We start from the raw sequence: 22467 nt of genomic DNA, 5'->3' as shown, positions 1-22467 counted from the left end.
TTTGCGCCGATGATAGTGCTGCAACCAGTGTGAAAGTAGGTTATCGTCAGGCTTGTTATATTAAAAAAGCCCCGCAGAGATGCGGGGCTTTTTTTCGTTTGGGTTTTGTAGGATTTTAAACTAGAAGCAACCCCTGGAGTCAGACCCTCGTCGCCAAGGCGAGAAGGTATAACCCCAGCCCTTGTCCTTGATTTAGCCGCGTTTCCTACTGCTGCTGGTACGTCACCGTCAAGGTGTAGCTCGCCGAGCTGTAGCCGTTTAGCAGCACATAGACGTCGCCGTTCTCCGTCATGTTGACGGTGCAGCTTTCCGTGCTGGTCGAGCCGTCGGATTTGCAGTCATAGGTGCTGGTGGTCGGCGCCGTGGTTTTACGCACGTACAGGTCGGCGTCGCCGGTTCCCGACAGTTCCGCCTTGAAACTGCCGCCCGCGCCCACTTTATAGGGGCCGTAGTTGCGTTTCTGGCCAGCGGTCAGGCTGCCGGTAAACGTTTCCACGCGCTGCCCAGGCGGCGTTACGGCCGGGCCGTCGCTACCCAATTCCACCGCGTACGCCGTTGCCATGCGCGCAAATTTCAATGCGTGCAGCGCCTGGTTGCCGGAGTTGGCATAGGTATCGTTGGCGGTGTGGATGTACGGGTTGTCCTGTGTAAATGCGGTTTCAAACGGCATCGACGCGTAATAGCCTTGCGCGGTCCATGAGGCGTGGTCCGAGCAGCCGTAGCCGCACTTGTCGTAGCCAATCGTCAGCGTCGGCAGGTAGGTGTTGATCAGCTTGACGACGAAGTTGTTTTGCAGGCTGTCGGTGTAGTCGGTATAGATGTAGATGTCGCTTGGTGAACCTTTGTAGTTGGTCATGTCCAGTTGCATCACGCCGACCACGTTGACGTTGTTGGCCCTAAAGTTCTGGGCGATCTCCTGGGAACCGCGCAGGCCCACTTCTTCCGCCGCGTAGGCGATCATTTTGATGGTGCGGCGCGGCTTGTAGTTGCTCGCGACCATGGCGCGCAAGGCCTCGGTCATGCTCGCCACGCCGGAGGCGTCGTCGTCGGCGCCCGGGGCCCGGGTGGTCTCGCCGGGGTTGCTGCCGCTGATCGAATCCAGATGGGCGCCCAGGACCACGACTTCCGACGCGTTGTCGGTGCCGTTGATCGTCAGGATCACCGATTTCTGCGGATAATTAGGGTGGGTGAATTGCGTGACGCTCATGTCGCTGCGGCCGGCTGCCATGCCGGCCCACTTGGTTTTGATCCAATTCGACGCGTTCACACCGCCTGTCGTGGTGTAGTAACGATTGGTGAAGGCCGACAGGTCGTTAATGGTTTGCGCGATATTGCTGTCTTGCAGCAGCGGCAGCATCGGCGTGACCAACGTCTGGTTGTCGATCACGTAGGCGGGGCGGGTCAGCGCCGCCAGGCTGGTGGTGACCGGTTGGCTCAGGGCTTTCTTGCCGGCGCTCTCGCTGGCGTGGTACATGAAGCCGCCGCAGCGTTTGAGTTCATGGTGGATCGCCTCCGACAGGTTCAGCATCTGCTGCTCGTCGACTTCCACCAGATGGACTTTTTCGGTGCCGGCGAACTGGCTGCCGGGGACGTTGGTTTCGGTAATCCGGCTTTCCTTGGCAATGACGCGCGGCGCGACTTTTTGCAACTGGGTATAGGCGGCGTCGCCAACCGTAATCCAGATTTTTTTCGAATCCGCCGCCATCGTCGCGCTGGAAAATAGTCCCGCCAGCAGCAAGGCGATGACTTTCGGCGCCATACCGGAACATGTTGCCTTATGCATTTGAATCTCCATCTTTTTTCCTTTTTTTAGAGTGAGGGGGTGATTCCCCATTACAGAACGAACTTCCCGTCGATAGACAAAAATCCGTTCATCCCGACGCCAACACAGCCTGGGTGACTGCCTTGGTCTGGATTCAAAGCTTGGCTTGCGGCGCTCGACATTGCCAAGCCGGTATTCTTGAGAAAAAACATTGTAAAAATATTATTGAGGAAAGTTTAGCACGACGAGTCGTATGCGCGCCTGCTTGTGTTTTTATGCAACAAAAAGATTGACGCAGCTCATCACGCTGCGCAGTGGCCGCGAGAGCATGGGGGACGATATGACGGGGGGGCGCGCGGTTGCGCGGCCTTGCTGTCCCGGCTGGGGGGGGCGGGGTATTGGTGTGCACAACAGCTTGATTTGTGTCGCGTCACTATTGCTGTGCATCCAGACTATTGGGCTGTATTATGAGCCTAGATTTCCTTTCATTTTAAAAGGTGTTTCCATGTCAGCTGAAGCAAAAAAATATCGCTTGGTCACGCGTAGCGACTTCGATGGTTTGGTCTGCGCGGTGCTGTTGAAGCACCTGGACATCATCGAGGAGATCCTGTTTGTCCATCCCAAGGATATGCAGGACGGGAAAATTGCCGTCAGCGACAACGACATCACGACCAACCTGCCATTCGTCGCCGGCGTGCACTTGGCGTTCGACCACCATCTGTCGGAGACCCTGCGCAACAGCGGCGAGCGCGCCAACCACATCATCCATCCCGAGGCGCCGTCGGCGGCGCGCGTGGTCTTCGATTATTACGGCGGCGACAAGGCGTTCCCGGCGGCCTGGTCCGACATGATGGCCGCCGTCGACAAGGGCGACGCCGCCCAGTTCAACCGGCAAGAGGTGCTCGATCCGCACGCTTGGGACTTGCTCAATTTCCTGATGGACGCGCGTACCGGCCTGGGACGTTTCCGCGAATTCCGCATTTCGAATTATCAGTTGATGATGGACTTGATCAACTACTGCAAGAACCACACGATCACGCAAATCATGGCCCTGCCGGACGTCAAAGAGCGCATGGATTTGTATTTCGAGCACAGCGAAAAATGCAAGGAGCAGATCCGTCGTTGCTCCAGCATCCACGGCAACCTGGTGGTACTGGACCTGCGCAACGAAGAGGTGATATTTGCCGGCAACCGTTTCATCATATATGCGATGTTCCCGGAGACGAACATTTCGATTCATGTGCTGTGGGGCTTGAAGAACCAGAATACCGTGTTCGCCACCGGCAAGTCGATATTGAACCGCACGTCGCGCACCAATATCGGCGCGCTGATGCTGGAGTACGGCGGCGGCGGGCACGAGAACGCCGGCACCTGCCAGGTGCCCAACGAGAAGGCGGCGCAGGTGTTGGAAGAGTTGACCGGGCGAATTACCCTGGAGGGTTAGTCCCGCCGCGGCATAAAAAAACGGCACAGTCTTCGCAGACTGTGCCGTTTTGCGTTGGAGCGGGCCGACTCAGTTCTCGGCTTGCAGTGCCGGCAGCGCGATCTGGTTGTCGACGCTGAACTGGTAGTCCTTGAACACGTGTTCTGCGCTGAGCAACTGGTAGTTGCCGCTGGCCAGCTTGTGCGTGGTGTCCTTCAGGCGGTAGGTGTAATGGCCGCAGGTCCAGCAGTTGAAGTTGCGCATGTGCGTGCACAGGCAAGTCTTGTCCATCACGACGATGTTTTTCTCGGTCGGATGGGCCGCCACTTCGCGGTTGTAGGCGTTGATGTAGGCGCAATTGCCGGTGGCGTCGAGCAGGTAGCCGTAGGATTCGCAACCCGGGCGGATGCCCGCGCCGATCGCCGGCGTGCTTTTGAGCATGCGCATCGGGTAGCCGGTCGGCGAGATGCCGTTGACGATAATGTCCTCTTCTTGCGCCTTCACGTATTCCTGCTTGACCTTGGCCGGCAGGCCGCACTCGTTGGTGATGGTGAAGCGGGTCGCCACCTGGACACCGGCCGCGCCCGCTTCCAGGAAGGACACCGCGTCGCTGCCGGTGAAGATGCCGCCGGCGGCGATCAGCGGAATGTCGAGTTGCTCGGTCTTCAGGTAAGCCAGCACTTCCTGCGTGATCGCATGCAGGTCGTAGTTGGCCCAGTCCATGCCGAAGCCCAAATGGCCGCCGGCCAGCGGGCCTTCGACGATGATGAAGTCGGGCAAACGGTCGAGCTTGGCGTTCTTGCGCAGGAAAATCTGCAGCGCGCGCACCGACGAGACGATGATGCCCAGCTTGGCGTCGCGGAAACGCGGATGCTCGGCGATCAGCGCGAACGAGCCGAAGTGCAAGCCGGCCGACAGCGTGATGCCGTCGATGCCGGCGTCGAGCGCCGCGTTCAGGCGCACGCGCAAGGTTTCGCGCGGGCCGTTCATGGTCAGCTTTTCCATGCAGTTGACGAAGATCAGGCCATCGCCTTTTTTCGCTTCCATGGTCTTGCCGATGTGCAGGCGCTGCGCTTCGGCCAGGCGGCCCAGGTCGAACTGCACCACGGCCTTGTCGGTATTGTTAATATTGAATTTGTACAGCTTCGTCTTGTCTTTGACGAAAGTGGTATCGAAGCGGCGGTCGGAGACGTCCTCGACCATGGCGTCCGAGATATGGCCGATGCCGTTCAGCCGGGCCGCTTCCAGCGCCAGCTCCGAGGTTGAAATATCGACGCCCATGCCGCCAATCATGATGGGCACGTATTCTTTTTTGCCGAACTTCAGGCGGAAATCATCAACACGTTTCATTGCTATCCTTAGACTACCGTGGTTTATCACTGAGCCAGATGTGCGCCGGCGCCCATTGCGGCGTGGGTGCGGTATGGCACCGCCGCCGCGCACTTGGCGCACGAAGCCTTGCACAGCCTCAATTTTACCCTATGCGGGCAAGGCCTCCGCGGCGGCGCCCCGGGTGGTGCGCCGCCGCGGAGCCTGTTTAGTCGCGGAAATTGTTGAATTCCAGCGGCATGTCCGGCACGTCCTTGCGCAGCATCGCCATCGCCGCCTGCAGGTCGTCGCGCTTGGCGCCGGTGACGCGCACCGATTCACCCTGGATGCTCGCTTGCACCTTCATTTTGCTGTCCTTGATGACGCGGGTGATCTTCTTCGCGTCCTCGGTTTCAATGCCGTTCTTGATCTTGATGATTTGCTTGACCTTGTCGCCGCCGATTTTTTTGATATCGCCTTCGTCGAGGAAGCGCACGTCGACCTTGCGCTTGGTCAGCTTGTTGGTCAGCACGTCGCGCACCTGGCTGAGCTGGAAATCGGAGTCGGCGAAGGCGGTCAGTTCGTTTTCCTTGTGCTCGACGCGCGCGTCGCTGCCTTTGAAATCGAAGCGGGTCGAGATTTCCTTGTTGGCTTGCTCGACGGCGTTCTTGACTTCGATCATATCGGCTTCGGAGACTACATCAAATGACGGCATGGTCCATTCCTTTTCATTGTGGCGAGCGCGCACTTGCAGCGCGCTGGGCGGCGGCCAAACTCCCGCGAGTGGCGCCGCCGCGTTAAAGATGCGACATTTTAACGGACAACGGCGGCGGCGCCCCGGTGCGGCACTGGTTTTTTGTTGGTTTGGCTCTATAATCGAACAAAAAAACCGGTATCCCATGCACCCCGACCTCGCCATCGAACACAACGTCCCGCTCAAAACCCTGAACAGCTTTGGCATTGATGCCCGCGCGCAATCTTTCCTGCGCGTCGAGTCGCTGGCCCAGTTGCGCGCCGCGCTGGCCGAGCCGGCGCTGGCGGCCATGCCGCGCCTGCTGCTGGGCGGCGGCAGCAACATCGTCCTCACCGGCGACTACGCCGGCCTGGTGCTGCACATGGCCACGCGCGGCATCGCCGTGGTCGGCGCCGACGCCGACGCCACCCTGGTGCGCGCGGCCGCCGGCGAAACCTGGCACGACTTCGTCCAGTGGACCTTGCAGCGGGGCTTGGGCGGCTTGGAGAATTTGTCCCTGATTCCCGGCACCGTCGGCGCCGCGCCGATCCAGAACATCGGCGCCTACGGCGTCGAAATCAGGGACGTCTTCCACAGCCTGACCGTGTTTGACTGCGCTAGCGGGACAACGTTCGAGATGGACCGCGCCGCCTGCCGCTTCGGCTACCGCGACAGCGTGTTCAAGCAGGCCGGCGGTGGCGCTCTGGTGATCGTCGACGTCACGTTCGCCTTGCCGCTGCGCTGGCAGGCCAATTTGCGCTACGCCGAGCTGGCCCAGGCGGTGGCCGAGCAGGGCTGGGCGGCGCCGACGGCGCGCCAGGTCGCCGACACGGTGGTGGCGATCCGCCGGCGCAAGCTGCCCGATCCGGCCGTGATCGGCAACGCCGGCAGTTTTTTCAAGAACCCGGTGGTCTCGCGCGAGCAGTGCGCCGGCTTGCTGGCGAAGTTTCCGGCGCTGGTGCACCACGCGCAAAGCGACGGCAGCGAGAAGCTGGCGGCCGGCTGGCTGATCGACCAGTGCGGCTGGAAGGGCAGGAACCTGGGGCCGGCCGGCGTGTATCCGCAGCAGGCGCTGGTGCTGGTGAACAACGGCGGCGCCAGCGGCGCCGACATCATCCGGCTGGCGCAGGCGATCCAGCGCGACGTGCAGGCGCGCTACGGCGTGCTGCTGGCGCCGGAACCGGTGTTTGTGTGAGGGTATAAAAAAACCGGCGCTTGCCGGTTTTTTTGTCCGCGGCCAGCGGGCGGTGATGCGAACCACCGGCGAAGGCCGGGGTCAGACCCCGAGGGGCTGACCCGGTTGCGGCGCTCAGCCGAAGTGGCAGACGTAGTCCAGCGTTTCCAGCGTTTCGATGTCGAAGCGGCTCTCGCCCGGCACGTCGAATTGCTGTCCGCCTTGGTAGACGGTCCATTCGCTGGCGCCGGCCAGGCGCACCCGGCATTTGCCGGAGACGATTTCCATGGTTTCCGGCGCGCCGGTGTTGAAGCTCAGCGAGGAGGCGAAAATCACGCCGAGGGTTTTCTTGCTGCCGTCGGCGAACAACACCGTGTGCGAGACGCATTTGCCGTCGAAGTAGATATTGGAATGTTTGACGACGCTGACATTGTCCAGTTGTGTGCTCATGCTTGCGGGTTTCCTAAGGGGTAAGTGGGTCCGCCAGGTCGGCGGCGCTGTAGACGCGGTTGCGTCCGCCGCGCTTGGCGGCGTAAAGGGCCTGGTCGGCCCGTTCGATCAGTTGCGCCACGCCGCTCGCGGCCGACGGCACCATGCGCGCCACCCCGATCGACATGGTCACGACGCCGAACGGTTCGGCCTGTGGATTGTCCAGCCGGAGGGTTTCCAGCTGGCGGCGGCAAGCCTGGGCGACGCCGAGCGCGCCGGCCAGTTCGGTGTCGGGCAGGATCAGCGCAAACTCCTCGCCGCCGTAGCGCGCGGCCAGGTCGGCCGGGCGCTTCAAATGTTCGGTGAGCACCGCGGCGACCTTTTTCAGGCACAGGTCGCCCGCCAGGTGGCCGTAGTTATCGTTGTAGAGCTTGAAAGAGTCGATGTCGCACATCAGCAGGCTCAGCGGCACCTTGTCGCGCTGGCCGCGCTGCCATTCGGTGTGCAGCACCTCGTCGAAGCGGCGCCGGTTGGCGATGCCGGTCAGGCCGTCGAGCGCGGCCAGCTTTTGCAGCTCGATGTTGGCGTCGGCCAGGCTTTTCTGGCTCTCGCGCAGGAAGCGGAAGGCCTGGTCGCGCTGCAGCCGGCTGATGTGGGCGCCCGAGTGGTAGCGGATGCGCGCCAGCAGTTCGAGCTTGTCGGGCAGCTTGACGACGTAGTCGTTGGCGCCGACGGCGAAGCTGAGCGCCTTCATCTGCGGGTCCTCCTTGGACGACAGCACGATCACCGGCACGCTGGCCAGCGCCGGGTCGGCGCGGTATTGGCGGATCAGGTCGTGGCCGTCGATGGACGGCATCACCAGGTCTTGCAGGATCACCGTCGGTTGCAGCTGTAGCGCGGTGGACAGGGCCAGCGCCGCCTCGGTGACGAAGTGGAATTCGATGTCCTCGTGCTCGCGCAGCATGCGCCGTATCGCCTCGACGATGATCAACTGGTCGTCGACCAGCAGCACGCGCACCTTGAAGGCGGTCAGGTAGGCGTCGGGTTCGGCGTTGTTGCTGGTCTCGGACATCTGTTTTCTCTTTTTTGGAGTCTATTTGCTACCCACTTTGGCGCGCAACGCCGGCCCGATATGATCGAGCGGCAAAATCACCTGCGCCGCGCCCAGCTCGGCCGCGGCGCGCGGCATGCCGTAGACGGCGCTGCTGGCCTGGTCCTGCGCCACGGTCCACTGGCCGGCCCGGCGCATCGCCAGCAAGCCGTCGCCGCCGTCGCGCCCCATGCCGGTGAGCAATATTCCGATGGCCTCGCCGCGCCAGTGCTGCGCCACGCAGTGGAAAAACACGTCCACCGACGGCCGATAGGCGTAGTCGCGCGGTGCTGCATCGTAACTCAGGCGGTAATTTTGATCCAGTACCAAATGGTCGTTGGTTTTGGCGACGTGCACCATGCTCCCGCTCAACTCGTCGCCATCGTCGATCGCCTTCACCGGCATCGCCAGCTGCTCGCCGAGCCAGTTGGCGAACACGCTGGCGAAGCTCTCGTCGATGTGTTGCACCACCACCACGGCGCAACCGGGCGGCGCCACCCAGCCGGCCAGCAGCCTGGCCAGCGCCGCCGGGCCGCCGGTGGAGGCGCCGATCGCCACCAGCGTCGACGGCGCGTTGTCGTTGCGCTCGGGCGGACGCGGCCCGGCGCGCCCGTGCAGCGCGTCGCCGCCGCCGCTGTGGCGGATCAGCTTGCCGATGGTCTTGATCTTCGCCAGCAGCGGCGCGGCGCCGTCGGGGCCGCCGCGCAACACCGGCGTGGCGGTGACGTCGAGCGCGCCGGCGCCGAGCGCGCGGAAGACCTGGTTGACGTTGTCCTGCGGCGCGCCGGTGACGACCAGGATCGCGCACGGGCACAGTTGCATGATCTGCCGGGTCGCCTCGACGCCGTCCAGCTCCGGCATGTTCAAGTCCATCAGGATCAGGTCGGGCCGGTTCTCCAGGCACATGCGCAGCGCCTCCAGGCCGGTGCGGGCGATCCACAGCACCTGGTGCTCGGCGGTGCTGGCGACCACCCGCCGCAGCGCCTCGGCGGCCATGCCGACGTCGTTGGCGATGGCGATTCTCACAGGCGCGCCTCGCCGATCAGGTCGGCCACCGCCTCGAGCAGGGTGGCGTCGTGGAAGCTGCCCTTGGTCAGGTAGTAGTCGGCGCCGGCGGCCAAGCCGCGGGCGCGGTCTTCCGGCCGGTCCTTGTAGGAGACGATCATCACCGGCAGCGCGTGCAGGTGCAGGTCCTTCTTGATCAGGCCGACCAGCTCGATGCCGTCCATGCGCGGCATGTCGACGTCGGTGATGACCAGGTCGTAGTCGCCGCTGCGCACCACGTTCCAGCCGTCGATGCCGTCGATGGCGATGTCGACGGCGAAGCCGCGCGCCTGCAGCAGCTTGCGCTCCATCTCGCGCACCGTCAGCGAATCGTCGACGACGAGGATGCGCTTGACCTTGCGGCGCCCGTCCTGCTCGGCCTGGGCCAGCGGTTGCAGGCCGCCCTCGTGCAGCAGCTTCTCGATCGACAGCAGCAGGTCGGGCACGTCGAGGATCAGCACCGGCTCGCCGTCGTCGAGCAGGGCGGCGGCGGAGATGTCGCGCATCTTGCCGAAGATCGGGTCGAGCGCCTGCACCGCCAGGCTGGTCTCGCCGCGGATGGCGTCGACCACCAGCGCGTAGCGCCGCGCGCCGCTGCCCAGCACCACCACGGCCAGTTCGGCGGCGCCGGCCGGCGCCGCGCCCAGTTCCAGCACCTGGGCCGCCGAGACCAGTCCCAGGTGCTCGCCGCCGAGATCGAAGAACTGCTTGTTTTCAAGCGTGTGGATGGCCGCCTGCGGCACCCGCATCACCTTCTCGACCTTGACGATCGGCACCGCGTACGCCTCGCCGCCAACCTCGACCACCAGCGCGCGCACGATCGACTGCGTCAGCGGCAGCGTGATCAGGGCGCGGAAGCCCTGGCCCGGCGCCGACTCCAGCCGCACCGTGCCGTTTTGTTGGCGGATGGTTTCGTGGACGATGTCGAGGCCGACGCCGCGCCCGGACAACTGGTTGGGCGTGGCCTTCAGGCTGAAGGCCGGCAGGAACAGGAATTCCAGCAGCTCGGCCGGCGACAGCGCCGCCGCCATCGCCGCGCTGGCCATCTGCCGCTGGACGACGGTGGCGCGGATTCTCTCCAGGTCGACGCCGCGGCCGTCGTCGCTGATCTCGATGCTGAGCATGCCGGCGCGGTGGCGCGCCTCCATGCGGATGGTGCCCAGCGCCGGCTTGCCGGCGGCGGCGCGCTCGGCCGGCTCCTCCATGCCGTGGTCGAGGGCGTTGCGCAGCATGTGGTTGAGTGGGCTTTCGATGCGCGCCAGGATGTCGCGGTCGACCAGCGTGTCCTCGCCGTCGATGTCCAGGCGGGCCTCTTTGCCCAGGCTGCGCGCCAGGTCGCGCACCATGCGCGGGAAGGCGTGCACGCCGTCGCGGAACGGGCGCATGCGCAGCGCCAGCACCTCGTCGACCAAGCCCTGGGCCACCGTCAGCAGGCGCCGCTCGTAGTTTTCGACGTCGGCGATGTGCTCCATGACGAACTGCTTGAGCGGCGCGCTTTTCTGCAGCGCCAGCAGGGACTTCTCCTTGAGCGCGGCGTCGTTGCCGCGGGCGATGGCCTGGTGCAACTGCTCGACGACGCCGAACAGGCTGGCCTGGTTGCGCTTGAAGCGCTGCAGCGAGGCGATCAGGGGATGCATCTGGTGGGCGTTGATGCGCGACTCGCTGGCCAGCGACAGCAGGCGGTCGAAGTTCTGCGCCGGCCCCTTGGGCGCGCTGCGCGCCGGCGCGGCGGCCTCGTCGGCGGCGGCCGGCGCCGCCTCGGGCTCGGACTCGGGCTCGGCATTGGACGGCAGCGGCGCCGCCACCGGCTGGTAGGGCGCCGGCGGCGCCAGTTGCGCGCTCGGCGGCGCCGCCGGCGCCGCCTTCGGCAAGGCCGGCAGCTCGGGCAGCCCGGCGATGCCGGCGATGCCGCTCAGGGTGCGCTCGATCAGCGCCGCGTTCGCCAGCAACCAGGCTTCCGCGCCAGTGTCGTCCAGGCGGGCGATCTGCATGATCAGGTCGACCCCGGCCAGCAGCACGTCGATGCGCTCGGGCGTGAGGCGCAGCGTGCCGCGCTGGGCGGCGACGAAGGCGTCCTCCATCTGGTGCGCCAGTTGCACCACCGCGCCCAGGCCGACGATGGCGGCGGCGCCCTTGATCGAGTGCGCCGCCCGCATCATCGCCTCGACCGCGCCGGCGTCGCCGGCGTGGCGCTCCATCGCCAGCAAGCCGTCGGTCAGGATCTGCGTCTGGCCGTCGGCCTCCATGCGGAACAGGTCCAGCATGGAAAACTGGCTCAGGTCGTGCGGTTCCTGGTGGCTCATCGCAGCGCCCTCGCAAGTTGGTAGCCGATCAGCGCCGCGTCCAGGCAGCCGATGTGCATGTCGTCGTGCTCGATCACGCCGCTCAGGTAGCGCGACAAGCCCTTGTTGATGGTGGCGGCCGGCGCGCGCACGGCGGCGCCGGCGTAGCGCACGATGCCGTGCAGGTCGGCCACCGGCAGCGCGAAGGCTTGCGCCTCCCACTCCAGCAGCAGCAGGCGGGCGAAGGTGTGGCGGCCCTGCGCCGGCGGCCCGGCCTGGGCGTCGATGCCCAGCAGGCCGGCCAGCGACATGCACGGGTAGAGCTGGCCGCCGACGTTGACGACGCCGCACAGGGCGCGGTCGCCGCGGTGCGGCAGCGCGTGCGGCTTGGCCTGCGGCGCCACCGAGACGAACATCTTGGTGGGCAGGGCCAGCCATTCGCGGCCGACGCGGAACACCAGCGCCGAACTGTCCTTGAGCGCGCCGCTGTCGGCGCGGGTGCGGAAGTGGCTGGCCCATTCGCGCTTGTAGGCGGCGTCGACCGGACGCTGCAAATTGCGCTGGGCGGCGTCGGCGTAGACTTCGCAGTTGCGGCAATGGACGTGCTGCGCCAGCTTGGGGCAGCTTTGGTCGCCGACCACGCCGATCTGCTTCCAGCAGTCGTCGATCAGCTGGGAGGGGGCGTCGAGGGTGCTCGTCATAAGGGGCCTTTAGGATGCCTGGCGGCGTTGGTAGATGCGCGCCGCGCGGGCTTTGAACGCGGCCGCGGCGGCGCCGTTGCCGTTGTGCTCGGCCAGCAGCGCGAGGTGGCACAGCGCCTCGTAATGGTCGGGCTGCAGATAGACGCAGCGGCGCCAGTAGTCCTCGGCCAGCGCCATCTTGTCGGATTGCTCGTTGAGGATGCCGAGGATGAAATAGGCTTCGGCGGCGTCCGGTTGCCGGGCCAGGTGGGCGTGGCACAGTTCGCCGGCCTGTTGCGCCAGGCCGCGGTCGGCCAGGCTGCGGGCCTGTTCGAGCAGGTTGCCGGGGCCGGCCGGCAGCGGCGCCAACTTGGCTGGCGCCAGTGCCAAGGCCGGCTTGGCCAGGGCGGCCGGCGGCGTGCGCGGCGCCGGGGTGAAGGCCGGCCAGGCGGCGGCCGGCGCCGGCCGGGCGCGCCGCGGCGCCGCCGGCGGGGCCGCGGCCGGCTCGGCCGATTTCTTGCGCAGCGCGAAGGCTTGCTTGTAGGCCATGCTGGCGAAGCCGTGCTGGCAATACGCCGGCACCTCGGCGTAGCCGGCCAGCAAGATGCCGTCGTCGGCCAGCAGCGCCGCCAGCGTCGCGATGGCCGCCTTGGTGGTGGCCTTGTCGAAATAAATCAGCAGGTTGCGGCAAAACACCACGTCGTAATACCCGGCCGTGACGGCCTCGCCCAGGCGCAGCAGGTTGCCCTGGCGGAAATTGACCTGGGCCCGCAAGCCGTCGTCGATGCGGTATTCGCCGGCGCCGAGGTGGCTGAAGTGGCGCTCGCGGAAGGCGGTGTCGCCGCCGCGGAAGGCGTTGCGCCCGTACACGCCGCGGCGCGCGCGGGCGATGCAGGCCGCGCTCAGGTCGATCGCGTCGATGCTGTAGGCCGCCGCCGGCACGCCGGCGTCGCGCAGCGCCATCGCCATCGAATACGGCTCCTCGCCGCCGGCGCAGGGCAGCGACAGGATGCGCACCGGGCGGACGCCGGCGCCGGCGCCGGCGCCGGCCAGGCGCTGCTGGACGAAGGCGGTGGCGGCGTGGAAGGCTTGCGGGTCGCGGAACAACCACGACTCCGGCACCACCACCAGCTCGACCAGTTCGGCCAGTTCGTCGGCGCCGAGCCCGGCCAGGTAGTTGTCGCTGTCGGCGATGGCGCGCAGCTCCATGCGCTGCCGCACGGCGCGTTCGGCGCTGGCCTTCGACAGGTTCAGGCCGGTGGCCTGGCGCAGCAGCGCCTGGGCTTTCATGGCTGGCCGTCGCGCCGCTGGAACAGCGCGGCGCGCAGCGCCGCCGGCAGCAGTTGCGCCAGTTCGACCAGCTGGACGATGCCGTCGGCGTCGCTGGCGACCTGGCCGAGGAAGGGCGCGGCCGCCACGCCGCTGTCGCGCAGCGCCTGCGCGGCCACCTCGGCGACGCCGCGCACGCGCTGCGCCAGCAGGCCCAGCGGATGGGCGGCGCCGTCGGGCGCGTGGTAGTCGACAATGACGATGCGGGTGTCGTAGTGCTCCGGCGCCGGCGCCAGGCCGGCCAGCTGGCACAGGTCGACCACCGGTACCGGCACGCCGTGCAAGTCGAGCAACCCGGCCACGCCGGCGGGCGCCAACGGCAGCTGCTTGAGCTCCAGCAGCGGCAGCACGCGCAGCACCGCGCCCAGCCTGAGGGCGTAGCGGTCCGGCCCGATGTGGAAGATCAGCGCCTTCATGGCGCCGCTAGGTGGCGACGGCGAAATTGGCGACGCTGGCCTGCAGGTCGCCGGCGGCGTACTGCAACTGGTGTACCGCCTCGCTGGTGGCCTTGAGCGAATCGACCGTTTGCTGGGTGGCGTCGTTCAACTGCATCATCGTGTCCGAGATCTGCGAGGCGCCGATGGCCTGCGACTGCATGCCCTGCAGCACGGCGTCGAACTGCGGCGCCAGCTTCTGCACCTGGTCCATCACCGACGACAACTGCTCGGCGACCTGGCGCACCTCGCCGACGCTGCGGCGGATCTCCTCGGAGAACTTGTCCATGCCCATGACGCTGGCCGACACCGCCGACTGCATCTCCTTGAGCATCTGCTCGATGTCCCAGGTCGACACCGAGGTCTGGTCGGCCAGGCGGCGGATCTCGGTGGCCACCACCGAGAAGCCGCGCCCGGCCTCGCCGGCCTTTTCGGCCTCGATGGCGGCGTTCAGCGACAGGATGTTGGTCTGGTCGGCAACCTTGGTGATGGTGATCAGCACGCTGTTGATGTTGCTGGCCTTTTCCGACAGCGCGGCCAGCTTGGCGTTGATCGAATCGGTGGCCGAGACCATGTGCTGCATGGTCTGGTCCATCCGCTTCAGGTTGTTTTGCGCCTCGGCGGTGGCCGAGGTGGTGTAGTCGGCCACGGCGGTGGCGTCCTCCATGGTCTTCAGCAACTGGCTGGTGTTGGCTGAAATCTCCTTGGTGGTGCTGAGGATCTCGACGCTGGTCTGCGCCTGCTCGATGCCGGTGGCCTCCTGCTGCTTGGCCGAGGCGGCGATCTCGGTGGCCGAGGTGGTGACTTGGATGCCGGCCTTCTGGACGTTGTTGAGCAGGCTGCGCAGGTTCTCGAACATCGTCGCCAGGCCGCCGCCGAGCTGGCCGATGGCGTCGGCGCCGCGGATCTCGACGACGCCGGTCAGGTCGCCCGAGGCGGCCTTCGACACCACCAGCAGCAGCGCGTCGACCTTGCCCTTGAGCAGGTTGGTGGCGACTTGCTCGTTGACCTGGTTGTCCTGGATGGTCTGGGCCATGCGGTTGAACTCCAGCGTTACCTGGCCCAGCTCGTCGCGCGAGACGAGCGCCGCGCGCGCGCCCTGTTCGCCGGCGGCGACGCGGCCGACCGCGTCGGTCAGGTTGTTGAGCGGGCCGAGGATGGCCTTGGCCAGCAGGAAGGAGATGGCCAAGGCCGCCAGCACGCACAGCAGGCCGCCCAGCGACAGCACCAGCACCATGTTTTCCTGCAGCTTGGCGGAGGCGCGCGCGCGCTCGGCCAGCAGGCGGTTTTCCTCGGCGTCGAGCTCCTCGATCAACTGCCTGGACTGCTTCAGCGCCGGATAACCGCCCTTGGGTAGGCTGCGCCCGATCATGTCGGCGGCGCCGGCCGCGCCGCCCAGCGCGCGGCGCTGGACGATCAGCGGCGCGATCCACTCCTTGACCCAGGCCAGCGTCAACTGCTCGATTTTCCTGGCGCGCTGCTGCTGCGCCGGGTTGTCGGCGGTCAGCGCGACCAGTTGCCGGACGTGGCTCTGCAACAGCTGCGACTCGTCGCGCTCGGGCGTGAGCGAGGCCTCGTCGCCGTTCAGCAGGAACAGGCGGGTCTCGGCCTGGATTTGCAGGATGGCGTTCTGGACCTTGTCGACGCGCAGCATCACGTCGTTGGTGTGGCGGTCCCAGGCGTTGGCCTCGGACAGGCGCGCGAAGCTGTTGTAGGCCACCACCAGCAAGACCAAAATGATGGCGACGATGGCGCCGAAGCCGAGGTAAAGCTTGTTTTTAATGCTCAGGTCGGTAAACATGGACTCTCCGGGTCGGGGCGGTGGCGTGCTTGCTCGCTTGCATTCACTTGCACCCTAGCATTCTGCCATGCGCGGCGCCCCCGTGGCGCGAACTTGTGCATTGACGCCGCGCAAAAAAAAACGGACCGCTGCGAAGCGGCCCGTTGCCCGCCCCCGGCCGCGGCCGGGGGCGTCGATGCGCGGCCTTACTGGCCGCGTTTTTCGCGCGCCACCGCGGCGATGCGCATGCGCAGCGCGTTGAGCTTGATGAAACCGCCGGCGTCGGCCTGGTTGTAGGCGCCGCCGTCCTCGTCGAAGGTGGCGATGTTCATATCGAACAGCGAGTCGGTCTTGGAATCGCGCGCGACGACGATGACGTTGCCCTTGTACAGCTTCAGGCGCACCCAGCCGTTCACGCACTGCTGCGTGTGGTCGATCAGCGTCTGCAGCGCCACGCGCTCCGGCGCCCACCAGTAGCCGTTGTAGATCATCGAGGCGTAGCGCGGCATCAGGTCGTCCTTCAGATGCGCCACTTCGCGGTCCAGCGTGATCGACTCGATCGCCCGGTGCGCCTTGAGCATGATGGTGCCGCCCGGGGTTTCATAGCAGCCGCGCGACTTCATGCCGACGTAGCGGTTCTCGACCAGGTCGAGGCGGCCGATGCCGTGCTTGCCGCCGACGCGGTTCAACTCGGCCAGCACCGTGGCCGGCGACATGCGCACGCCGTTCAGCGCGACGATGTCGCCCTTTTCGTATTCGACGTCGAGGTACTCGGCGGCGTCCGGCGCCGCTTCCGGGCTGACGGTCCAGCGCCACATCGACTCTTCCGCCTCGGCGCTCGGGTTCTCCAGGTGGCGGCCCTCGAAGCTGATGTGCAGCAGGTTGGCGTCCATCGAATACGGCGCGCCGCCGTTCTTGTGCTTCATGTCGATCTCGATGCCGGCGTCCTGCGCGTACTGCAGCAGTTTTTCGCGCGACAGCAGGTCCCACTCGCGCCACGGGGCGATGATCTTGACGTCCGGTTTCAGCGCGTAGGCGCCCAACTCGAAGCGCACCTGGTCGTTGCCCTTGCCGGTGGCGCCGTGCGAAATGGCGTCGGCGCCGGTTGCGCGGGTGATTTCGATCAAGCGCTTGGCGATCAGCGGACGGGCGATCGAGGTGCCCAGCAGGTACTCGCCCTCGTAGACGGTATTGGCGCGGAACATCGGGAAGACGAAATCGCGCACGAACTCCTCGCGCACGTCGTCGATGTAGATGTTTTCCGGCTTGATGCCGAACTTGATCGCCTTGGCGCGCGCCGGCTCGAGTTCCTCGCCCTGGCCGAGGTCGGCCGTGAAGGTGACGATCTCGCATTGATAGTTATCCTGCAACCACTTCAGGATGACGGAGGTGTCCAGTCCGCCCGAATAGGCCAGCACTACTTTTTTAATATCGCTCATAATATTTCCAGTTGTCGTTGATACGTTCAGTTTACCCGGCCTAACAGCAGGTATTCAATCAGGGCCTTCTGCACATGCAGGCGGTTCTCGGCTTCTTCCCACACCACCGACTGCGGGCCGTCGATCACCTCGGCGGCGACCTCCTCGCCGCGGTGGGCCGGCAGGCAATGCATGAACAGCGCGTCGGGCGCGGCGCGCGCCATCTTGGCGGCGTCGACGATCCAGCCGTCGAAGGCGGCCAGGCGCGCCGCGTTCTCGGCCTCGTAACCCATGCTGGTCCAGACGTCGGTGTTGACCAGGTGCGCGCCGGCGCAGGCGTCGGACGGCTCGGCGAAAAAGGTGTAGCGCTTCGTCGTCACCTGGGACAGGTCCACGTCGTAGCCCTTCGGCGTCGACACGTTGACGTGGAAGCCGAACACCTCGGCCGCCTGCAGCCACGAGTACAGCATATTGTTGGCGTCGCCGATCCAGGCGACGACCTTGCCGGCGATCGAGCCGCGGTGTTCGATATAGGTGAAAATGTCGGCGAACACCTGGCAGGGGTGGTGCTCGTTGGTCAGGCCGTTAATCACCGGCACGCGCGAATTGGCGGCGAAACGCTCGATGATATCCTGGCCGAAGGTGCGCACCATGATGATATCGCACATGCGCGACATCACCTGGCCGGCGTCCTCGACCGGCTCGCCGCGGCCGAGCTGGCTATCGCGGGTATTCAGATAAATCGCCGCGCCGCCCAGCTGGTGCATGCCGGCCTCGAAGGACAGGCGGGTGCGGGTCGAATTTTTCTCGAATACCATGACCAGCGTACGGTCGATCAGCGGATGGTAAATCTCATAATTCTTGAATTTGCGCTTGATCAGATGGGCGCGCTCGATCACATATTCATATTCGGCCAACGTAAAGTCGGAAAACTGGAGGTAATGCTTGATCGGTTTTTTGGTAGACATATAGACCACTTGAGGATGCGGAGGCCGCCGGCGGCGTGCCTTTCCCGCCGGTAAGCGGATCAATTATAAGGGTTTTGCTTTTGGAATGGAAAGGACGGCGGCCGCGGGGGCGCCGCAAGCGTCTGGACATTCCCACAACGACCGGGCGGCGGCGGCGCTTTCCGGCCGAACAATCTGCGGTAAAACGGCGCGCGCGTGACAGAAGCTGGCCGCGCCGGCGAACGCAACAAGCCCGGGGCCGCGGACGCTGGCACGTCAATAGATGGCGGCGGGGTGGGCCGGGTCGTGCCGCGGCGCTTTCAGCGGCAGCTCGAGGGTGAAGGTGGTGCCGCCGGCGCCGCTGGCCACGCCGATGTCGCCGCCCAGCAGCGCGTTGACGATGTTGTAGCTGATCGATAGCCCCAGGCCGCTGCCGCCTTGTCCCAGTTTGGTGGTGAAGAAGGGGTCGAAGATGCGCCCCAGGTGGGCTTCGGCGATGCCGGCGCCGTTGTCGCGGAAGGTGACGCGCACGCGCCCGTTCGCCAGCGCCACCGCGCTCAGCCAGATTTGCCCGCCCTGGCCGCGCTCGAAGGCGTGCAGCAGGGCGTTGTTGATCAGGTTGGTGACGACTTGGCCGAACGGCCCCGGGTAGCTGTCCATGACCAGCATCGGCGGAATGTCGAATTCGAGGCTGTGGCCGTTGCCGCGGATGCGGTTCATCATCGTCGCGATGATCTCGTGCGCCACTTGCTGCAGGTCGAACAGGCGCCGTTGTTCGGTGGTGCGGTCGACCGCGACTTGTTTGAAGCTGTTGACCAGGTCGGCGGCGCTGGTGAGCCCGCGCATCACCAGCACCGAGGCCTTCTTCGAGTCGGCGATGTAGGCGGCCAGGTCGGAGCGGCGCATGCCGGCGCCGCCCATCAGCGTGTCGAGTTCCTCGGTTTTCTGTTGCATGGTGCTGGCGATGAGCAGGCTGTTGCCGATCGGCGTGTTGAGTTCGTGGGCGACGCCGGCCATCAGCGAACCGAGCGCGGCCAGCTTTTCCTGCGACACCAGCTGCGTCTGGGCGTCCTGCAATTGGCGGTAGGCGTGGGCGTTGTCGAGCGCGACGGCGCCGTAGGCGCACAGGGTGCGGAAGATCAGCCGCTCGCGCTCGCCGTAGGCGTCGGCGTGCAGCGCCTGCACCGTCATCACGCCCAGCGCCCGCTCGCCCGCCAGCAGCGGCACGTACAGCGCGCTCAGCGTCGCCTGCGTGCCCGGCACCACCGTCACGTGCTGCCCGTCGTCGGCGATGCGTTCGATGTAGACTTCGCGCCGCTCGCGCGCGCAGCGCGCCGCGTAGGCGTGCGGGTGGGCCAGCGCGATGCTGTTCGGCGCCAGCGCGCGGCCGTCCTCGACGCCGTGGGCGCGCACCAGGCTGGCGCCGTCGGGCGCGTTCAGGTAGACCGCGAAGGTGGCCGTCGGCAGCAGCGCGTGGACGTGCCGGTCGAGCACCTGGAACACGGCGTCGGCTTCCAGGTGGGTGGTGATTTCCTGGCCGATCGCCGAGAGCCGCTCCAGCGTGGCGCTGGTGTGCTGCAGCACGGCGGCGCGGCGCGCCTCCGATTCGGCCAGTGCGCGGTGGTGCTGGCCCTCGGCGCGCGCGTGTTCGGTCTGGTGGTGCACCTGCATCGCGGTGGCGCGGTTGCCGGCCTCCTGGCTGTGGGTCTGCTCGCGCGCGGCGCCCGCTTCCAGCGCCGTGGCGTAGGCTTGCTGGTACAGGCCGGCCCGGGCGTATTCGCGCGCCAGCGCGTCGAGCAGGTCGCCCGGCACGATGTAGCCGGCGACGGTGCCGGCCACCGCCAGCGCCTGTTTCAGGTAGTGCAGCGCGCCGTTCGGCTCGCCCATCGGCGCCGGCGCCGGCAGCGCGTGGCGCGCGTGGATCATCGCCAGCACGCGCAGCGCGGCGATGTGGTTGTAGGCGTGGCCCTGGCGCTCGGCCAACGCCACCGCCGTCAGCGCCGCGCGCAGCGCCTCGTGCGGGCGCTCCAGGCAGGACAGCGCGTGCCCCTGGCCGCGCCGCGCCGAGCTTTGGAAGTCGGCCTGGTCGAGCGCGTCGGCGCGCTGTTCCAGGCGGGTGAAGGCGTCCAGCGCGGCGGCGTAGTCGCCGCGGTCCAGGCTCAGGTCGCCCAGGTAGCGCAGCGCGATGGCGTAGCTGCGCGAGCCCGACAGCGGTGCCATGATCTGCAGCGCCTCCTGTAGCAGCTGGCCGGCCGCCTCCAGCCGGCCCAGCCGGCGCAGCGATTCGGCGGTGTGCATCAGGCCGGCGCCGACGCTGCGCGGCCAGCCGGTCGGGCGCGCCAGGTCGAGCGCGCATTGCTTCCATTCCAGCGCGGCGTGGTGGTCGTTGAGGCGGGTGAAGTAGCCGCCGATGTTGATGGCGGCGGTGATGGCTTGGCGCAGCTGGCCGGTGGCCAGCGCCGCCTCGTAGCAGCCGATGTAGTAGCCGGCGGCCGCGCCCAAGTCGCGCGACTGGCTGGCGCTCAGGCCGAGGTAGTCGTTGACCCAGGCCGCCAGCGCGGCCGGGCGCGCCTCGTCGCTGTCGAAGTGGTGGCCCCAGCGGGCGCTGGCCGCGTGCATGTCGCGCAGCACCGCCCAGCGCGCCGTGGCCGCCTCGGCGATGGCCGCGCGCAGCGTGTCGCCGGCGCCGCGGGCGGCGTCGGCGGCCTGGAGTAGTTCGGCGTCGCAGCGCGCGTGCTCGCCACGGTCGACCGCGATCCAGGCTTGCAGCCAGTGCGCGTCGGCGCAGCCGGCGCCGTCGCCCAGCTCGCGCAGCGCCGCGCCGGCTTCGCGCGCGCGCGCCTCGGCGTCGTCCAGCGCGCCGTGCAACCAGATGGTTTCGGCCTGCACCAGCAGCAGGCGCGCGGCGGCGGCGCGCCGCTGCGGCGCGGCCAGCGCCGCGCGCGGCAGCAAGTCGAGGGCTTCGGCGGCCAGCGCGGCCGCGCGCGCGCTGTCGCGCTGGCGCACATGCCAGGCCAGCGCCACCAGCGCCGGCAGGCGGGCCGCCCCGCGCAGCGGCAGCAACGCCGTTTCCCATTGCGCGACGTGGTCGTCGCGCGCGAACATTTCCATCTGCGGTCCCTTGAGCGAGTGGGCCTGCCCCGGCCGTGCGGACAAGATAGTACTGGCCAGCATTGTATGCTGCATTTGACAAGTTGCGCAGTTGGCAAGGGGAGGGCGTGGCGTTGGCGATTTTCGCCGGTCGGGTTAGCCCTCCGCTGTTACACGACGTGGCAAACCCGACTGGCGTCGGCGGCGGCCCGGCGTCGGATTACGCTGCGCTAATCCGAGCTACGACAGGCGAACTGAACGCTTAGTACAGCGTTTGCGCCGATTCGTGCAGCAGCTGGCCGTACAGGGTGTGGCGCATGCGCGCGATTTTGCCTTCGGCGACGGCCGCCAGCACCGCGCATTGCGGCTCGATCAGGTGGCGGCAGTTGTAGAACTTGCAGCCGCCCAGGTAGGGCTTGAATTCGCGGAAGGCGCGCTCCAGCATGCCTTCGCTGAGGTGGTACAGGCCGAATTCCTGGAAGCCGGGCGAGTCGATGATGGACGCTTCGGCGCCCAGGCTGTACAGGCGCGTGAAGGTGGTGGTGTGCTTGCCGGTGTCGAGCGCCGCCGAGATTTCGCGCACGGCGATGTCGGCGTCCGGAACCAGCAGGTTGATCAGCGAGGACTTGCCCATGCCGGACTGGCCGATCAGGATCGACGACTGGCCGGCCAGCAGCGGCGCCATGGTCGCCACCGCGTGCTCGGGGTCGGCGCGCGCCGACACTTCGTGGATCGGATAGCCCAGCGCGGCGTACGCTTGCAGCCGTTCGCGCGCGCGCGCCAGCGAGGCCGTCACGTCGGTCTTGTTGAGGATGATGCGCGCCTCGATGCCGGCCGCGTCGGCCGCCACCAGCGAGCGCGAAATGAGGTCGTCGGCGAAGCCCGGTTCGGTCGCGACGACGATGAACAACTGCGTCAGGTTGGCCGCCAGCAGCTTCGATTTGTATTGGTCGGAGCGGTACAGCAGCGTCTTGCGCTCGGTGATGACGTCGATAACGCCCTGGTTTTGCGACGTCAGCGTCAGCTTGACGATGTCGCCGACGGCGACGTTGGTCTTCTTGCCGCGCGTGACGCACTGCAGCTTGACGCCGTCGGCGTCGGCCAGGTAGTGGCGCCCGTGCGCGGCGATGATGGTGCCGGTCAGTTGCGTCATGCCGCCACCGCCGCGCTGTGCGCCGTGGCGCGGTACAGCGCGTCGGCCTTGGCCGCGCAGATGAAGTCGTTCTCCGACAGGCCGCCCTTACCGTCGTTGACCGAGTGGGTGGCGTAGCGCGCCACGCAGCTGTTGTAGCTTACGGTCAGTTCCGGGTGGTGGTCCTGGGCGTGCGTCATGTAGGCCAGCGCGTTGACGAAGGCCAGCGTCTGGTAGTAGTTGCGGAAGGCGAAGCTCTGGCACAGCTTGCCGTGCTCGACGGCCCAGCCGGGAACCAGCGGCAGCAGGCGCGCGACGGCGCCCTGGTCGAGCGCGTGCTGGCGCGGCGCGCAATGTTGCGCGCTGAGCGCGGCGGTGTCGTTGGTGGTATTGGTCATAAAATTCTCCGGGC

Annotated in this window: 18 protein-coding genes; 2 read left to right on the top strand and 16 right to left on the bottom strand. The window is 66.6% G+C overall.

Features of this window, described 5'->3' with window-relative positions; translation table 11 throughout:
- Window positions 1-205 precede the first annotated feature (205 nt).
- Window positions 206-1783, bottom strand: coding sequence for a M20/M25/M40 family metallo-hydrolase (locus tag JANGC3_RS0112450; RefSeq protein ID WP_232429698.1), 1578 nt, complete (start codon window positions 1781-1783; stop codon window positions 206-208).
- 484 nt (window positions 1784-2267) lie between these two features.
- Between JANGC3_RS0112450 and JANGC3_RS0112445 the strand changes: the two genes are divergently transcribed.
- Complete coding sequence (locus JANGC3_RS0112445) at window positions 2268-3206, top strand: exopolyphosphatase (RefSeq protein ID WP_026132904.1); 939 nt, start codon at window positions 2268-2270, stop codon at window positions 3204-3206.
- A gap of 69 nt (window positions 3207-3275) precedes the next feature.
- On the opposite strand, the gene JANGC3_RS0112440 is transcribed toward JANGC3_RS0112445, so the two are convergent.
- The gene (locus tag JANGC3_RS0112440) at window positions 3276-4535 is read right to left on the bottom strand and encodes a nitronate monooxygenase (protein WP_017876819.1); all 1260 of its coding nucleotides are present in this window, start codon (window positions 4533-4535) and stop codon (window positions 3276-3278) included.
- Between the two features lie 187 nt (window positions 4536-4722).
- Window positions 4723-5208, bottom strand: coding sequence for a YajQ family cyclic di-GMP-binding protein (locus JANGC3_RS0112435; protein WP_026132903.1), 486 nt, complete (start codon window positions 5206-5208; stop codon window positions 4723-4725).
- Window positions 5209-5392: 184 nt separating this feature from the next.
- Between JANGC3_RS0112435 and murB the strand changes: the two genes are divergently transcribed.
- Window positions 5393-6421 (top strand): UDP-N-acetylmuramate dehydrogenase, encoded by a 1029-nt coding sequence (gene murB / locus JANGC3_RS0112430; RefSeq protein WP_017876817.1) that lies wholly within the window; start codon window positions 5393-5395, stop codon window positions 6419-6421.
- A gap of 114 nt (window positions 6422-6535) precedes the next feature.
- Here the strand turns inward: murB and ppnP are convergent, their stop codons facing one another.
- The 13 genes from ppnP to JANGC3_RS0112365 form a co-directional block, all read right to left on the bottom strand.
- Complete coding sequence (ppnP, locus tag JANGC3_RS0112425; RefSeq protein WP_017876816.1) at window positions 6536-6850, bottom strand: pyrimidine/purine nucleoside phosphorylase; 315 nt, start codon at window positions 6848-6850, stop codon at window positions 6536-6538.
- A 13-nt stretch (window positions 6851-6863) separates the two neighbouring features.
- Window positions 6864-7901 (bottom strand): diguanylate cyclase, encoded by a 1038-nt coding sequence (locus JANGC3_RS0112420; RefSeq protein ID WP_017876815.1) that lies wholly within the window; start codon window positions 7899-7901, stop codon window positions 6864-6866.
- A gap of 21 nt (window positions 7902-7922) precedes the next feature.
- On the bottom strand, window positions 7923-8945 hold the full coding sequence (gene cheB / locus JANGC3_RS0112415; protein ID WP_017876814.1) for a chemotaxis-specific protein-glutamate methyltransferase CheB: 1023 nt from the start codon (window positions 8943-8945) through the stop codon (window positions 7923-7925).
- The gene (locus JANGC3_RS0112410) at window positions 8942-11266 is read right to left on the bottom strand and encodes a hybrid sensor histidine kinase/response regulator (RefSeq protein WP_017876813.1); all 2325 of its coding nucleotides are present in this window, start codon (window positions 11264-11266) and stop codon (window positions 8942-8944) included. Before JANGC3_RS0112410 ends, cheB begins: the two co-directional genes overlap by 4 nt.
- The gene (locus JANGC3_RS0112405; RefSeq protein ID WP_017876812.1) at window positions 11263-11946 is read right to left on the bottom strand and encodes a chemotaxis protein CheW; all 684 of its coding nucleotides are present in this window, start codon (window positions 11944-11946) and stop codon (window positions 11263-11265) included. Before JANGC3_RS0112405 ends, JANGC3_RS0112410 begins: the two co-directional genes overlap by 4 nt.
- A 9-nt stretch (window positions 11947-11955) precedes the next feature.
- Window positions 11956-13215 (bottom strand): CheR family methyltransferase, encoded by a 1260-nt coding sequence (locus JANGC3_RS0112400; RefSeq protein WP_017876811.1) that lies wholly within the window; start codon window positions 13213-13215, stop codon window positions 11956-11958.
- Entirely contained in the window at window positions 13212-13670 is a 459-nt protein-coding gene (locus JANGC3_RS0112395; RefSeq protein ID WP_017876810.1) for a chemotaxis protein CheW, read from the bottom strand. The genes JANGC3_RS0112400 and JANGC3_RS0112395 overlap by 4 nt, the downstream gene beginning before the upstream one ends.
- Window positions 13671-13677: 7 nt before the next feature.
- Entirely contained in the window at window positions 13678-15489 is a 1812-nt protein-coding gene (locus JANGC3_RS0112390; protein WP_017876809.1) for a methyl-accepting chemotaxis protein, read from the bottom strand.
- A 185-nt stretch (window positions 15490-15674) separates the two neighbouring features.
- On the bottom strand, window positions 15675-16907 hold the full coding sequence (locus JANGC3_RS0112385; protein WP_026132902.1) for an argininosuccinate synthase: 1233 nt from the start codon (window positions 16905-16907) through the stop codon (window positions 15675-15677).
- Between the two features lie 26 nt (window positions 16908-16933).
- Entirely contained in the window at window positions 16934-17854 is a 921-nt protein-coding gene (gene argF / locus JANGC3_RS0112380) for an ornithine carbamoyltransferase (RefSeq protein ID WP_017876807.1), read from the bottom strand.
- Between the two features lie 255 nt (window positions 17855-18109).
- Window positions 18110-21007, bottom strand: a complete 2898-nt coding sequence (locus JANGC3_RS0112375; protein WP_232429697.1) for an ATP-binding protein — start codon at window positions 21005-21007, stop codon at window positions 18110-18112.
- A gap of 178 nt (window positions 21008-21185) precedes the next feature.
- Window positions 21186-22076 (bottom strand): ribosome small subunit-dependent GTPase A, encoded by an 891-nt coding sequence (rsgA, locus tag JANGC3_RS0112370; protein ID WP_017876805.1) that lies wholly within the window; start codon window positions 22074-22076, stop codon window positions 21186-21188.
- Window positions 22073-22453 (bottom strand): 4a-hydroxytetrahydrobiopterin dehydratase, encoded by a 381-nt coding sequence (locus JANGC3_RS0112365; RefSeq protein WP_017876804.1) that lies wholly within the window; start codon window positions 22451-22453, stop codon window positions 22073-22075. Before JANGC3_RS0112365 ends, rsgA begins: the two co-directional genes overlap by 4 nt.
- Window positions 22454-22467 lie beyond the last annotated feature (14 nt).

It is taken from the genome of Janthinobacterium sp. CG3, from assembly GCF_000344615.1.
Taxonomy (GTDB): Bacteria; Pseudomonadota; Gammaproteobacteria; order Burkholderiales; family Burkholderiaceae_D; genus Janthinobacterium.
This window is presented reverse-complemented; position numbering and strand designations above follow the sequence as displayed.

Coding starts and splice junctions, on each gene's coding strand:
- JANGC3_RS0112385 (WP_026132902.1), bottom strand. CDS start 16,907: ATGAGCGATATTAAAAAAGTAGTGCTGGCCTATTCGGGCGGACTGGAC.
- ppnP (WP_017876816.1), bottom strand. CDS start 6,850: ATGAGCACACAACTGGACAATGTCAGCGTCGTCAAACATTCCAATATC.
- JANGC3_RS0112375 (WP_232429697.1), bottom strand. CDS start 21,007: ATGCTGGCCAGTACTATCTTGTCCGCACGGCCGGGGCAGGCCCACTCG.
- rsgA (WP_017876805.1), bottom strand. CDS start 22,076: ATGACGCAACTGACCGGCACCATCATCGCCGCGCACGGGCGCCACTAC.
- JANGC3_RS0112420 (WP_017876815.1), bottom strand. CDS start 7,901: ATGTCCGAGACCAGCAACAACGCCGAACCCGACGCCTACCTGACCGCC.
- JANGC3_RS0112365 (WP_017876804.1), bottom strand. CDS start 22,453: ATGACCAATACCACCAACGACACCGCCGCGCTCAGCGCGCAACATTGC.
- JANGC3_RS0112450 (WP_232429698.1), bottom strand. CDS start 1,783: ATGCATAAGGCAACATGTTCCGGTATGGCGCCGAAAGTCATCGCCTTG.
- JANGC3_RS0112395 (WP_017876810.1), bottom strand. CDS start 13,670: ATGAAGGCGCTGATCTTCCACATCGGGCCGGACCGCTACGCCCTCAGG.
- JANGC3_RS0112445 (WP_026132904.1), top strand. CDS start 2,268: ATGTCAGCTGAAGCAAAAAAATATCGCTTGGTCACGCGTAGCGACTTC.
- argF (WP_017876807.1), bottom strand. CDS start 17,854: ATGTCTACCAAAAAACCGATCAAGCATTACCTCCAGTTTTCCGACTTT.
- JANGC3_RS0112435 (WP_026132903.1), bottom strand. CDS start 5,208: ATGCCGTCATTTGATGTAGTCTCCGAAGCCGATATGATCGAAGTCAAG.
- JANGC3_RS0112400 (WP_017876811.1), bottom strand. CDS start 13,215: ATGAAAGCCCAGGCGCTGCTGCGCCAGGCCACCGGCCTGAACCTGTCG.
- JANGC3_RS0112405 (WP_017876812.1), bottom strand. CDS start 11,946: ATGACGAGCACCCTCGACGCCCCCTCCCAGCTGATCGACGACTGCTGG.
- JANGC3_RS0112410 (WP_017876813.1), bottom strand. CDS start 11,266: ATGAGCCACCAGGAACCGCACGACCTGAGCCAGTTTTCCATGCTGGAC.
- murB (WP_017876817.1), top strand. CDS start 5,393: ATGCACCCCGACCTCGCCATCGAACACAACGTCCCGCTCAAAACCCTG.
- JANGC3_RS0112390 (WP_017876809.1), bottom strand. CDS start 15,489: ATGTTTACCGACCTGAGCATTAAAAACAAGCTTTACCTCGGCTTCGGC.
- JANGC3_RS0112440 (WP_017876819.1), bottom strand. CDS start 4,535: ATGAAACGTGTTGATGATTTCCGCCTGAAGTTCGGCAAAAAAGAATAC.